The 13,953-nt window shown below is 64.3% G+C and carries 13 protein-coding genes; all 13 read right to left on the reverse strand.

What is annotated here, in order from left to right:
- Nucleotides 1-598: hypothetical protein (locus CV023_RS11680; protein ID WP_230745876.1), on the reverse strand; the 598-nt coding region annotated here is incomplete at its 3' end.
- Nucleotides 595-1,719, reverse strand: coding sequence for a hypothetical protein (locus CV023_RS11685; RefSeq protein ID WP_230745877.1), 1,125 nt, complete (start codon nt 1,717-1,719; stop codon nt 595-597). The genes CV023_RS11680 and CV023_RS11685, both read right to left, overlap by 4 nt.
- On the reverse strand, nt 1,716-2,720 hold the full coding sequence (locus CV023_RS11690; RefSeq protein ID WP_230745878.1) for a hypothetical protein: 1,005 nt from the start codon (nt 2,718-2,720) through the stop codon (nt 1,716-1,718). Before CV023_RS11690 ends, CV023_RS11685 begins: the two co-directional genes overlap by 4 nt.
- An 11-nt stretch (nt 2,721-2,731) precedes the next feature.
- Nucleotides 2,732-3,607 (reverse strand): hypothetical protein, encoded by an 876-nt coding sequence (locus CV023_RS11695; protein ID WP_230745879.1) that lies wholly within the window; start codon nt 3,605-3,607, stop codon nt 2,732-2,734.
- Nucleotides 3,608-3,612: 5 nt separating this feature from the next.
- Nucleotides 3,613-9,810: a phage tail tape measure protein gene (locus CV023_RS11700; RefSeq protein WP_230745880.1), complete on the reverse strand. Its 6,198-nt coding sequence runs from the start codon at nt 9,808-9,810 to the stop codon at nt 3,613-3,615.
- A 382-nt stretch (nt 9,811-10,192) separates the two neighbouring features.
- Nucleotides 10,193-10,732, reverse strand: coding sequence for a hypothetical protein (locus CV023_RS11705; RefSeq protein WP_230745881.1), 540 nt, complete (start codon nt 10,730-10,732; stop codon nt 10,193-10,195).
- A gap of 97 nt (nt 10,733-10,829) precedes the next feature.
- Nucleotides 10,830-11,339 (reverse strand): phage tail tube protein, encoded by a 510-nt coding sequence (locus CV023_RS11710; RefSeq protein WP_230745882.1) that lies wholly within the window; start codon nt 11,337-11,339, stop codon nt 10,830-10,832.
- A 9-nt stretch (nt 11,340-11,348) separates the two neighbouring features.
- A complete protein-coding gene (locus tag CV023_RS11715) occupies nt 11,349-11,627 on the reverse strand; it encodes a hypothetical protein (protein ID WP_230745883.1) in 279 nt (92 codons plus the stop codon).
- Between the two features lie 61 nt (nt 11,628-11,688).
- Entirely contained in the window at nt 11,689-12,111 is a 423-nt protein-coding gene (locus CV023_RS11720; RefSeq protein ID WP_230745884.1) for a hypothetical protein, read from the reverse strand.
- Nucleotides 12,108-12,500 (reverse strand): HK97 gp10 family phage protein, encoded by a 393-nt coding sequence (locus tag CV023_RS11725; RefSeq protein WP_230745886.1) that lies wholly within the window; start codon nt 12,498-12,500, stop codon nt 12,108-12,110. Before CV023_RS11725 ends, CV023_RS11720 begins: the two co-directional genes overlap by 4 nt.
- 10 nt (nt 12,501-12,510) lie before the next feature.
- Nucleotides 12,511-12,915: a DUF6093 family protein gene (locus CV023_RS11730; RefSeq protein ID WP_284934601.1), complete on the reverse strand. Its 405-nt coding sequence runs from the start codon at nt 12,913-12,915 to the stop codon at nt 12,511-12,513.
- Nucleotides 12,912-13,505, reverse strand: a complete 594-nt coding sequence (locus CV023_RS11735; protein ID WP_230745888.1) for a hypothetical protein — start codon at nt 13,503-13,505, stop codon at nt 12,912-12,914. The genes CV023_RS11730 and CV023_RS11735 overlap by 4 nt, the downstream gene beginning before the upstream one ends.
- 14 nt (nt 13,506-13,519) lie before the next feature.
- Nucleotides 13,520-13,945, reverse strand: a complete 426-nt coding sequence (locus tag CV023_RS11740; RefSeq protein ID WP_230745889.1) for a hypothetical protein — start codon at nt 13,943-13,945, stop codon at nt 13,520-13,522.
- Nucleotides 13,946-13,953 lie beyond the last annotated feature (8 nt).

The following is a 13,953-nucleotide window of genomic DNA, read 5'->3' on the forward strand; positions in this document are numbered from 1 at the left end:
CAGCGAGCGTCTGCTGACCCTCGAGGAGCATCTCACCGGCGTTCTTGATCAACGTCGTGGCGGCGTCGATCTCCTCGAGCACGATATCGCCATAACTCGGCACCTCGACATCGACCGGGGCGGACGGTGCCGACATCTTCCCCGCCTGCGACCACGCCAGCATCTTGACCGTCCACGGCCCTTTGAGGACACCGATCGTGACCTCACCACCCGCAGCCGACACAATCGACCCCCGAGCCGTCGCCCTAGACGGAACGAAGAACGGATCCTGCGACGCATGCACCTCAGCACGAGACCAATCCGAAGGGGCGAGCGCTTCCCCATCGAAATCACCGGACCAATGGAGAATGAACTTGCCGTAGTCCGTGTCGACAGTGAACCCGGTGGGCGTGGGTGGCGTGGGGCCGGCGAGGACGTTGATGGTGTTGCCGCCGTCGTCTTGCTCGCCGATGGTCATCTTGAGGTTGCCGTCGGCGTCCTTGGAGTCGATGGAGCCGTTCTCGATGGAGGAGAGCGCGAGCTGTGGCCCGCCGGCGAGGCCCTTGTACTGCTGCTTGAGGTTCTCGACGTCGCGGTACAGGCGGTCCAAGGAACTCATTTGCTCACCTTCTCTGCACGCATGATCTGCAGCGTCGTCACGTTGGATTCGGGGCGGATCTGGATGCCGAGGATCTTCACCCACAGGCTGCGGACGCCGGACCAGCCGGGAGCTGTCTCGATGAGAATGTCGTCGCCGACGGAGTACTCGCCGAGGCGCGCATTGTCGTGTTGGATGACCTGGATCTCTGTCACGTCGGCGGTGCCGGTGAGGAGTTTCAGCTCGGCGTCGGCGCGCTTCTGTGCCTCGGCTGGTGTGGTGATGGTCTTGTCAATGATGACCGCGTCCCGGCCGAGACGCTTCGGTGCCGGATCTGTGGCGGGGGTGGGATTGCGCATCATCTTCGATCCCTCACCGGCACCGAGGACGATCACGTTCGACGCATACGAGTCACCGCCGATGTCGAACTTCGGTTGCTCGACGACGTTCTCACCGACGACGAATCGTAGGTCCGTGCGGCGAGCGCCGAGGCGTGGGTATCCGTAGGTGAGGATGTGGCGGATCGCTGTTTTGTCGGCGTTCCATTCGTGGGTGAGGGTGTATTCGAATGGGGCGAGGGAGGCGAGGAGTTCGAACTCTTTGGCGAGGTCGTGGGTTTGGTAGTAGGCGAGGACGTAGGGGGTGACTTTGGTGGGTGTGGTGGTGGGTGTGATGTCGTTGTCGCCGATGAACATGTCTCGGGAGGCGGTGGCGCCAGCGAACTCGATGCCGATGTTGAAGTGCGGGCGCGCCTGGGTGTGTTCCCACAGGTGTTTAGAGACCTTGAGTGGATCGTCGCGTTCGATGGACTTGAGGCCCGTGTAGGTGGTGTCGGCGAGGTATCCGGTGTGGCCGATGCAGTCGAGCTGCAGTTTCGGTGCGTCGTCGTCGTAGTCCTTGAGGATGCCGCCGCCGCGGATGTGGCCGTCTTCTTCGGCGTAGATCGCGGTCGACCAGGGTACAAAGATGTGGTCTCCGTCGTCGGTTTTCAGGGATGCGATCTCGGGCGTGATGGTGCCTTTGATGCCGCCGTGGCCGTTGACGACGGGGTTGATCTCAACGCCGGAGAGGGGGATGTTGCCGTTGAGGAACGTCTCGGTTCCGTCCCCGTTGAGCTTGGTCGCGATGTAGCGCCAGGTCATTCCGTGGACCTGTCTGGCTCTTCGAGGAATGTGACCTTGAGCGACAATCCGGAGAGCCCGTCCATGGATACCCCGTTGTTTGTGGAGGCGGAGTTCCTCTTCGCTCGGAAGGCGAATGTGCAGAGCTTGCCTCGCATGTTCGACCCGACAGCCCGGTCGTCAGACATGAGCCAGTTCGTGCGGTAAGTGTTGGCTTTCGCACCTGCGCTATCGAACTGGAACTCTTGGGTCTTGTAGAGGAACGGTTCCCCGTTCGCTCCCCCGGCGGTGGAGGGCCCGTAAGAGACCCAGAACGTGCCGTAGCAGTTCGAATTCGCCTCATACCGCACTCCGTACCAGGAGGGTTCGACGATCATGCGCACAGCCCACTCGGGCACCTCGATCTCCTGACGTGCACCGGTTGCCGCTCCATCGCCGGGGAACCATTCGCCCGTGGTAGATGAGAGCTTCATGCCCGTGTCCGTGGTGACTGACGGGCGAGACCGATTGACGGGCTTCACGCGGGGGTTGGCCATTTGCCGGATGTCGGTGAGCATGGCGTTGGTGATCGTCGCCGTGTTCGCCGGCTGATTGAGGCGGTAGAGCTCCACGAACGGGTATGTCGTCGGCAGCGCGGACACCCACTGGTAGGAGTTGCGGGGATCCGTCTTCGGGTTCGCCTTCGTGTCGCCCTCATACTGTTCGTCCTGGACTCGAGCAATCAGGTACCGGACTGCAGCGCCGGACGATCCCGTCGCAGGGACCGGGAAGTCAGTCGAGGAGATCTCACGCATCGCATACGACTGCCCGCCGCCCGCGGTCGGGTAGTAGTTCGGGCTCACGCCGGCGCCGGAGTAGATGCGCACGGCGGGGCCCGGGGTCGGCAGTGCAGTGACTCGCATGTCTCTCGGTGCCATGACTCCGCGGCCGCCGCTCGTCGCCGCGTACAGGGCGAGGCGAGCGCCTTCGACTTCGTTGTAGGCGCCGCCGCCGACGGCCCAGGGGATGTTCTGCAGAGGCATGAGGTTTCTCCTTAGAGGGTGGTGATGGTGGGTCGCCAGGTGACGGTGACAGTGGAGGTTCCGGATTGGTCGTCGCCGGTGAAGGTGATCTCGGAGTCACCGGGTGGGATGGTGATGTCGGCCAGGCGTGTGCCTGGGGTGAGGAGTCCGGCTGCGGAGGCTCCGGTGTCCCATCGGGTGGTGGCGGGGCGGACGTCGAGGGTGACCGCTCGGTCGTAGGCGATCGGTTGGGTGAGGCCGAACTCCCATCCGGGTCCGGAGACGACGGCTTTGCCGACGGGGCCGTGGACTTCGATCTGCACGTCGCGGGTGGGTGTGAGTCCGCCGGCGTTGCGAATGATGCCCTGTCGGGTGCCTCCCTGGGTGGTGGCCCAGGGGAATTCGATGGGGAAGACGAAACCCCCGGCAGGACCGGGGGTCATCGTCATCTGGTGGACTCTGGCTGTGCCGTCGACCATCTCCGCACTGGATGGTTGGAAAGTGGCTTTTGCCTTGATGGTTTCGAGGACGAAGAGGTCTGTGGCGTCGTCGGGTTTCAGGTCGCGGGGGCGGCCGTAGATGCGGCGGTCGGTGCCGTGCATGTTGAAGTCGAGGGCCAGTTCCGCGCCGGGGGTGTCACGGATGCGCTGCGCCGCCCAGGCGTTCGCGAGCGCGAAGTAGTTCTCAGCGGCCTCGGCGGGGGTGTCGCCGGTGATCGTGATGTCGAAGCCCCAGGGTTTCGGGTCGGGGTAGTCGCGGCCGAAGAACACGTTCTCGCCGACGGGGTTGACGATGTCCTGGTCCCGCCAGGCGATACCGGGGGTGTCGACGCGGGAGAGGTATACGGGGTGGCCGGGGCCGAACCGGTACCCGTCGAGGTCGAACTCGGCATGGATGAGAGGGTTCATTCGGTTCAGCTCCGCATCAGGTTCGAGGACCGAGAGACACGACGCTTCGAGTCCTCGTATCCGTTGGCGACAGTGGCGATGACGTACCCGGCCATGTCCTGGTCACCGACGCGCACGGCCAGTTGCACACCCTCGAGCGCCGAGGCGAGGTCGCCGGCGGTCATCTGGTTCGCGGCCGCAGCGGCGATCGCATTGACGGAGGCCTGGTCGAGGGAGAGCGTCGAAGACGTGGAGCGCATGAGCTGGTTCTCGATCGACACGGACTGCTGATGCGGGATGACCTGCTCACCGCCACCGAAGTCGACGTACTCCCACCCGGCCTCGCCGACCTTGTGCACGCCCTTGCGCGCCGAGCGGACGCCGTTGGCGTACCCGCCCGAGCGGTCATATGCTGCGGCGAGGGACTTGTACCGGCCGAGGGCATACGACATCGAGGCGACGATGTTCGACATCGGGTCCCAGATGTTCGAGTTGTACGGTGCCCGGGCGTAGGCACGGAACGTGGGATCGATGACCTGCATGAGGCCCTTCGACGGGGTGCCGCGGCGAGCATTCGAGTCCCAGTTGTTGATCGCCTTCGGGTTGCCACCGGACTCCTGGTTCATGCGGCGCAGGGTGCGGTTGACGTTCGAGAGCGGCTGGTTCATGAAGTTCAAAGCGGAGATGACTGTCGGCCGCCACCTCTCGACACCAGCGCCACCGGAGTCGCCCTCACCCTCGGCGAAGGTCTTCGCGTACTCCTTTGCCTGCTTGACGGAGCCGTCGATGACCTTCTCCATCACACCGACACCGATCTGCCCGGTCAGGGAATCGCCGTCGAGCTTCTCGGAGTACTTCGCCAGCAGCTCCTTGCCCTTCCGGCGTGCCGCCTTCTCGAGCTCCTTGGCGATGTCGCCGCCATAGCTGATGTCACCGAGGATGCCCTCGTCCATGGCACCGCCGCCGACGGCCTTGCCGCGGTTGTCCGCGTGCAAGTGGTCATGGTGCCCGGCGGCCTTCCATAGAACAAAGGCCCAAGGAAAGGCCGCCTTGAACGCAGCGACGTTCGCATCGAAGAACTTCGTCTCCGTAGCGTTCTGACCACCGGGCCCGAAGTTCACATCGATCGCGTCGCCGTTGTAGTGATGCGAGTTCGGTGAGTGGCGGCCGACCGGGCCCCAGTGCGGATGCTCGCCGACGCGGGCGCCGCGCTGCTCCCACCAGTTGCCCGCAGCGATGATGCCACCACCGGCATAGCCTTCGTCCCGGAACCGGTGCAACGGTTGACCGGCCAGCGCAGCAGCGTTGACCCGGTGCAGGCGTTCCCGTTCATAGGGGTCCCGCATCGCCTCGGAGACGTACACGCCCTCACCGGACCGCATCGGAGTGAGCTGATCGTCACCAGCCGAGTACGGGGTGAAGCCGGACAGGATACCGCCGCCGGCGAATCCCCCTTTGGGCTTCTTCACTCCGGTGAGCTTGACGCCGACGGAACCGAAGGACTTGTTGATCTCCTTCGCGAAGGAGTTCAGCACATCAGCTGTGTCGTCGAGGGATCCACCGACGTCGCCGGGGATCTTGCGCATCGTCTTATCGATGCCCTTGCGCATCCCTGAGAAGTTGGACGTGCCGCCGTCCGCAATCGAGGAGAACCCAGTGTCCGTGGTCTTGCCCAGGGTGGACAGGCGCGATGACGCGTCCTTGTCCATGTTGCCCATGGTCGTGTCGACGCCCTTGCGCATGTCCCCGGCCGTGGTCGTGGTGGTCTTCTTGATCGACGACCACTCATCGGACTGGGTCTTGCCCATCGCCTTGAGGTTCTTCGACTGATCCGACGCCATGGTCTCGAGGTTCTTCACCTGGTTCGAGACCATCCCCGACAAGGCCGAAGACTGGGTGCCCGACATCGTCGACATATGCGAGGCCAGATCCGCGCCCATCGCCGTGAGGCCGGTGGCCATCGTGTCCTGCATGCCCGTCATCGCCGCCGCAGTGCCCTCCTGACGGGCCAACAGAGACGCATCCGTGTCAGCGGTCATCTTGAGGTACGCGGCCTCTGTGAGGGCCTGCATCGACGTGAGCGCATCCGTCGTCGTGGTGAGCGTGTCATCCCACGACACCTCCGCACCCAGCTGCGACCCCGACATATCCGACGCACCTTCCGGTGAGGCGAGCGCCGAACCGTACTCGGACGGTGACTCGGTGGCGCCGAGCGTGGGTGTGGCGGTGAGGTCGGCGGTGATGGGTCCGAAAGTGGAAACCGAGGGGACGGCGGCGAGGCCGAGGCGCGCGGCCGAGTCCTCGATGGTGGCCAGCGAATCGAGGAGTGCGTTGTTGAGGCCTGCAGCGGTGTCGAGGCCGCGGGCGTACATGACCGTCGATGGGGACTTGATGCCGAGAGCCCTCTTGAGGGACTTCTCCATGCCCTTGGCGATCTTCTCGATCGTCTTCTCGACGGTCTTCTGCTGAGACTCGAGTCCCTTCACTAGCCCGGCGGCGGCGTTGACTCCACCGGAGTAGAATCCCTCGGTGACGTAGGCGCCGGCCTGGTTCGAGTACTTCGCGATGTCCTTGTAGCTCGCGTTGATGGAGCGCACGTCCGACGATGATCCCTTGAGGAGTTCGTCGGCCATGGTGATCGACTCGTCGATGGATCCGGCCTGGGCGACTTCCTGCAGGATCGCGCCACCGTAGCCCATCCCGGCGAGCTTCTTGAGCTTCCCGGCCAGGCCCTTGACCTTCTGAGCTGCGGCGGCCGCGTTCGTGCGCACACCAGAGACACCGGACGTCTGCTGCCAGGTGCCGTTCTTGTCCTGCGCCCACTGGGAGGACACGTCGAGCTCGTAAGCCTTGCCCTCGATAGACGAGGACACGGAGGACTGGATCTGCTTGAGCTCGTCGAGCTTGTCCTGCGCCTTCTCCGTCTTCTTCTCGAGCCGGTCCAGGGTGCCGTAGAGCGAACGCAGCGACTTCTCGTACTGGCGGGCCTCGATACCGGCACGACGGCGAGCACCCTTGGACAGGTCTGAGTTGTCAGCGAGGCCCTGCAGACGGTCGACCACGGAGTACGAACTCGACAGACCACCCTTGACCTGTTCGATGACATCGCCGCGGCGGACGTCGGTGTTCAGATCGGTCCGGAGCTCGCCGACCCGTGCGCGGCGTTCCTTCTCCTCTTTGGCCCGTTCGGCTGCGAGCTTCGCTGCCTCCTCGGCGGCCTTCGCTTCGGCTTTGACCGCCTTGAGGTTCTTCTTCGCCGAGGCGAGCGCATCCTCAGCGACCCGGACCCGTTTCGCGGCGGTGGCCTTGCCGGACTTCGACTTCGCGTCGGACTTCGCGCGGCGTGCATCCCTGAGGTCATCGGAGGCGAGGTCGACGCGGCGTTCGGCGGTGGCGATGCCGCCCTTGGCGAAGGGGATCGCGCCGGGCATGCGGGTGAGTGCCTCGGAGAGGATCTTCCAGGAGCGGCGGGATCCGTCGAGGGGGACGTAGGCTTCGTCGACGTCCATGCGGTCGCCGACGACGCGCCACGTGTTCGGGGGCACCATCTCCGCGACCGAGCCCATGGGGCGCAGGCCGCCGTCGGCCATGTATTCGAGGATGCCGCCGTGGTAGTTGGCCTTCTGAACGTTCTTGTTCTTCGGGTCCGACGAGTAGACGGTCTTGTCGCCCTCTTTGCGGACGTGGGTTTCGTTGACGCGCACCCAGACGGTCTTGTCCTTGACCCCGTCGATCCATTGCTGCAGGTTCTTGAGCTTCGCGACCGACTGGCCGGTGTTGATCTTGACGTCGGTCTCGATCTCGTCCGGAGTCTTCACCAGCTGGTCGACGTAGGCCTCGGCCTTCTTCTTCGACCCGAAGAACGCGGTCGCCTGCTCGACGAGCTTGTCGCGAAGCTTCTTGTGCTTCTTCGCAGCGTCGTCGGCGGACATGCCGTTCTCGATGTTCGCCGCGGTGGCTTCGTTGATGCTGCGCGCCGCGGAGTCGAGCATGTCGTTGTTCTTGCGGCCCGCCTCGGTGGAGTCATCGATCGAGGTCTTCCCCGACTTCACCGCGGCCTCGAGGTCATCGAACGATGCCTCAACCTCACGGTTGGCCTTGCGCGCATCGAGCTGCGCCGACCCGAACCCGCGGATCTCGTCGGCGAGATTCTTGATCTTGTCCTCGGTGGTCTCCGCTGAGGCGCCGAGCTCGGTGAGGGCGTCAGCGTTGCCGTTCGCTGTGGCCTCGGCTTCGAGCATCGCCGGGGTGATCTCCCCGTAGGCGATCTTGAGAGCGATCGACTTCTTTTCCGACTCCGACATGGAGTTCGTGAACAGGCCAGCCGCCTCGGCGAGCGCGTAGGTCTGCTTCTGGTACTCGGGGAACTGGTTGAACGTCTCCTCGAGCGGCACACCGAGGGCGCGGCCCTCGTACATGATCGCCTTGAACCCGTCCTGCGCGGACTGCAGTGACCCACCAGTGGCGAGGTCGTTGACAGCCTTGTCCATGTCCTGGAAGGCGGCCGTGGCCTTCTCCGCGCCGGACTCGACGCCGGGGATCCAGCCGAGGCCAGTGTTGATTTTGTCCGAGAATGTGGAGTTGTAGAGGCGGTCGAAGGCTCCTGCGAGGTTGTCGACCTCGGTGAAGGTGCCCTTCGTCTTCTCACCGACGACGGAGACGTCCTGCAATTCACGATTGATGCCTTTGAGGATCTGCTCGGCGTTGCCTCCACCGTTGACGATCGCCTCCATGAAGGCTGTCGGGGTGGTGTCGTGCTCGAGCTTCTGCATCTCCTGCGACACAGCAGCTGCGGCGGTGCCGACGACGAGGAGGCCCGCGGCGGTGCCGGCGGCGATCTGCCCGACCTTGCCGAGACCACCCATGAGGTCGGGGAAGTCCTTCTTGAGCTGCTTGAAGCCGTCGATGACGTCGAAGACCTTCGGGGCGAGCACCAGGAACCCACCAGCGGCGAGCGCCGTGCCACCAGCGAGGACGCCGAGCGCGCCTGCTGATTCCTTGACCGGTTCGGGGAGGTTGCCGATCCAGTTCGCGAGGCCCTCGACACCCTCGGCGGCGTCGGCCACGGCGGGGAGGAACACCTGCCCGAACCCGATAGATGCGTCCTTGATCGCGTTGCCAGCGATGCGCACCTTCGACTCGGCAGTGTCGTAGCGTTTGTTCGCCTCTTCGATGAGAGCGATACCGCGCACGTACTCCTCGTTGCCGGTGGCGAGCGCGTTCTTGAGGACGTCGGAGGCGGATGAGAGGCGGAGGAGGGCATCGGATTCGCGGATGCCGGTGATGCCGAGGGCGGTGAGGGTGCCGTTGACGTTCTCGCCGGAGGCCTGGGCTTGGCCGAGGCCCTTGACGAAGGTGGTGAGTGCGCCGGCGGCGTCGGTTTCCCAGGCCTTGGAGAATTCGCCGGCGGACATGCCGGCGGTCTGGGCGAAGAGTTCGAGCTTGTCGCCCTGGCCGGATACCTCATTGCCCATCTTCTTGAGGACCATGGAGATCGCGGTGCCGCCGGCTTCTGCATCGATGCCGACGGAGGAGAGTGCGGTGGCGAGGCCGAGGACGTCGCCCTCGGTGAGATTGGCCTGCTTGCCGGCGCCGGCGATGCGCATCGCCATTTCCACGATCTCGCGTTCCGTGGTGGCGAAGTTGTTGCCCAGGCCGACGACGGCGGCGCCGAGGCGGCCGACGTCTTTCTGATTGGTGCCCATGATGTTCGAGAACCGGGCCAGGGAGGTGGCGGCCTCTTCGGCGGAGAGGTTCGTCGATTCGCCCATGTTGATCATGGACTTCGTGAACATCAGGACGTTGCCGGTCTTGATGCCCAACTGGCCGGCGGCCTCGGCGACGGCGGCGATCTCGCCGTGAGTAGCGGGGAGTTCCTTCGAGGCGAGACGGCGCAGACCGGATTCGAGGTTGGAGAGCTGCTTGTTCGATCCGTCGACGGTCTTCGTGACACCAGTCCAGTCGGACTGCCACGACATGGCTGCCTTGCCGGCGAGCCCGAAGCCGGCCGCCACTGCCGCGCCGAACCCGGTCGCAGCCGCACCAGCTGCCGACCACGCCTGAGGGTGTGCCCTGGCGGACTTCTCCAACGCGGTCAGCTGCGCACGCGCAGGCGAAATACCGTTCGCGTCGAGATCGCGCAGTGCGCTCTTCGCCACACGGGTGCCAGTGACGACACCGGTGGAGTCGAGAGAGAGCTTCCACGCTGCAGAACGATCAGCCAAGGGTCACCTCCTCAATTAGTCGCGGTCGGGGGTTTGAGATTCGCGGACCACACGAGCGCGTCCGGGACGTCGTACTCGCGGTCTTTCTGGAACTGCCGCAACGCGGTCGTTGCATGGCATCTGGCCGGTGGCGGAACATCGAAGCGGCCTACGTTCTCAAGCGCTTGGCAGACGTCCTTCGGGTACCCGCAGATGGGGCAGAGACCAGCCCGGTATTCGATGAGCGAGAGCATCCAGTTGCGTTGTGTCTCGTCCCACTCGGATTCGGCCTGTGATGACAGGAGCCGACCATCCTCGTCATGGACGTAGGTGATGGTCGGCTCCCAGCCGTTGAAGCGTTTGACACTGATGCCGAGGCGTTCGGCCGCCTCGACCTCGCGCCTCAGTTCCGGATCACGGCGGAGGCGATCTTTGAAAAAGGGATCGCTGTCGCACCCCGGTTGATGTTGAGGGCCGCCATGGCGAACTCGTTGAACTGAGCATCGGTGAACTCGGCGGCTGATTCGGCCCAATCGTCGCCGGTGAAGTCGACCTTCTCGCCGGTGGCCTTGTTCCAGGCGTCGACGATCGACAGAGGCAGGAGCTCGTCGCCGAACGTGTCGGTGTTGACGCCGAACGCGTTGTCAACGTCATTGTCCTCACGCGGAGGATGGTTTGCCACGACCTCGGCATACTGCGCTCGTTTGAGTGCCTTGAGCTTCACACAGACGGTGGAATCGTCCATCTGCTTCTCAAGTTCCTGGGCCTTCTTCGCCTGCTCTCGGATCTCCTTCGAGTACGCCGCGTTCAGACGATCACTGGCGGACCGGACGCGATTGAGCCGCTCGAGCTCTTCGAGTGCCGCCTGGTGTTCGGCGAGCAGATCGAGATTCGTAACGACGTTGACGACGGTGGTGGGGCGGGTTGTGCCGAGCTTCGACATGATGCTTCTCCTGTTCTCTCCTGTGTGGTGTGGAAGGTGGTGCCCTGGCCGTGCGCGGACAGGAGAAAAGCCACGCACGGCCAGGAGTAGAGGTGGATCAGGCAGCGACCGGAACGTCGGTCTGCACGTCCGCGAAGATGAACTGCGGGATCGTGGACCGGGTCACCGAGTTCGCCTCGGGCGCGAGGAGCTGCTTCTCACCGGCAGTGGCCGGGTAGATGCTGACCTTCTGGCCCGCTGCGAACGGCTCCTCGTAGGGGACGCCGACACGCTCGACGAAGTAGCCCTGGGCCTTTTCGACGATCGTTTCGACAGCCTCGTTCGCGTCGTCCGCGTTGTCGGAGTTGGTGTTGTCGATGACGGTGATCGACAGCCCCGGGGTCTTGCGTCCCGGGCGACCGAACTCCTGGCGCGAGCACATGCGCGGATCCGAGATCGTCGCCTGCTCCTTGGTGGGGTTCCAGCCGTCACCGGTCAGGTAGCAGCTGATGTCGAGAGCACCTGCCGCATTGAGCTCGTCGAGCTTCGGTGCCTTGGTGTCTTCGATTGCCGGAACGTACACGACCTTGAAGTTGCCGTCCGCCGGCGTCGATGGAATTTCAGCCATGACATGGCCTCACTTTCTTGAGTTGGCCCGAGCCGGCTTCGACTCAGGTGTTTCGGCAGCCTCAGCGGGTGCTTCGGCTTGCGAGTCCGACGCCGGGCTGGTGTCGGACGAACCCTGCTCGGCGGCACGGGCCGACTTCGCAGGGACGTGATGCTTCGGCGGTCGCGGTTGGCGAGCGCGCGGGTAGCGGTCAGATTCGAGGAGTTCGAACGCCTTGCCGATGCGGGGGTCGCCCTCCGGCACATCGAACTGGTGCTTCGTGGACTTGTCCTTGACGCGGACGAACATGGGGCCTCCTGGGTATGCGAAAGGCCCCACCGAGTGGTGAGGCCTTGGAAGGGTCGGGATGTCAGCTGCGGGCGGCGGTGAGTTCGTACTCGAGGACCGTGTAGACCGGGTGCCGGTTCGCGGTCGTGAGCGTGATCGACTCGTCCTCGGTGATGTCGCGTGCATTGAGCATGCGAATTGGTGAGAGTGACCATCCGTCAGCGATCGGGCGAGCGCCTTCGAGGATCGGATCGAGCTTGCCCGCGATGACGCGCACCGAGGTGAACGTGATGCCGGCGATGGTGACGGTGATGCGCACGCGTTGCGCGTGCCGGGTGCCGGCCATAGAGCGGGAGAGAGTGTTCGGGATCTGGACGCGGGCGACGGTCCAGGGGAACGCGGACTCGACGTATTCGCCCTTCTCGTTGGGCTTCACAGCCTCGAACAGTGTCCCGTCGGGGAACACGGCCTCGATCGCATCGGCGAGAGCGAGGATGCTGCTCACAGTGCGTCTCCGAGCTTCTTCATGTACGAGTCGATCGCATCGAACTCACGCTCGACGGGTTCGTCAAAGTCGAGAGTGCCGCCACCACCGTTCGCGCCACCGAAGTAGGCGACACCAGCGCCGGGTCCTCCACCGGGTTTCTTCCCGGTTGGTTTGTCGTTCTCGGGACCGAGTTCGATCTCCACACCGGAGGCCCTGCGCTTCTTGTCGTAGGTGATCTTCTTCGCGAACTGCTTGAAGTACTTCGACCCACGAGCGTTTTCCTTGAGATTGCGCTTCATCTCCACAGCACCCTTGACGAGAATCGCTTCCGCCTCGTCACGGGTCCTGGTTTCAAACGACTCCACCGCGTCGATGAGCTTCTGTGTTTCTGAGGTGTCCAGTGGCATGAGGTCCTCCTCAGTCAGCGATGTAGTCGACGAACACGCGGTAGGCGGTGGCGAACGTCTTGAACGGTGCCTCCTGCGTGATGCGGAACTTCCGACCCACGAGCATCGGATCCATGCGGGAAGAGGTGACCTCGACGATGTCGCCGACGTTGATACGGTAGGCGCCGACCGGCAGGTGAACGGACATGCGCTGGACCGTAAGAGCGGTCTCCGCGGTGCTCTTCTCCTGCTCGTAGCCCTCGTAGGACTGCAGTTTGCAGCGGCCTGCGTAGGCATCCTCGTAGAGCGGCACCACCTTCCCGGTCTCCCGGTCCGTGGTCTGCCCGATCACGCGGCGGATGACGCACTGATCTTGCATCAGTGCCTCAGCTCGGCGGCGACCCCGCAGAGTGACTGCCCGTGCCCGGGCGCTCACAGCGAGTTCACCACGGCCACGGACCCGCCGAAACGCTTCTTGAGTGCCTTGCGAGTGCGCTCAGGCAGATCCATCGGGGTGACCTGCTCGATGCCCTCACCCGACGTTGCGTAGGACTCCCGGTAGTCGTCCACGCCGATGGACGACATGCGGCCGTTCTGCAGATCCCAGCCACCCTCGCGGGACGCGATGAGTCCCGCGATGACCATGGATGCGCAAAGCGTCTGAATGTCCTTCGGCACGGAGTCGAACCCGTGGAAGTACGTCACTCGGATGGTAGGGAGATCAGCGCCGCGTGCCCAGCCTTGTGCCCGATACACGCCGTTGCTCGCCACCCGGTAGGCGTTCGGGTCGATCAGCTCACCGTCGACCCGGATCTCGTCGACACGACGAATCGGGGCGCCGGGGAGGTTGAGCAGTCGCTCATTGACCCCGAGCACCTCGATCGTCGACGTCTCAGCGATGATGCCGGTACCTGCGGCGGAGGTAATGGCTGACGATGCCGACTCGATGAGCTCGTTGACCGTTGCGGTCTCGGAGTCCTCGAACGTCTCACCATAGAGCGTGAGCGCCGTGGGTTGGATCAGCATCGTCAGTCACCCCCTCATTCGTCGAACAGTGCGCGGATCTCGTCGCGCTTGAGACCGTCGAGCTGCTCCTCGGCGAAGCCCTGAGCGAGCGCATAAGCTTCCCAGTCGCCACGCGATGCGTTGCCCGACGGTGCGGCCGACGCGTCGGTGGAAGACTCGTCCGAATCGTCGTCGGAATCTTCCACCTGCTCTCCGGACTGTTCGCCCTGGCCATCGGTGTTCTCGTCGGCCTCCTGGGAGGAATCGTCCGAGTTGGCCTCGGAATCTTCCACCTCGGAGCTCGACTGGGCATCCTGCTCCTCGGAGTCGGTCTTGCCCTTCTTGGACTTCTTCTTGCCCTTGGACTCGACTGCCACGACGTGGCCGCCGCCGATCAGCCCGGAGGCGACCGCCGGGGCCACGTCGAAGACGAGACCGTTGGGGCCCTTCACGAGAGTCATAGATACCT

This window comes from Brevibacterium sp. CCUG 69071, from assembly GCF_021023135.1.
In the GTDB taxonomy this organism is placed as follows: domain Bacteria; phylum Actinomycetota; class Actinomycetes; order Actinomycetales; family Brevibacteriaceae; genus Brevibacterium.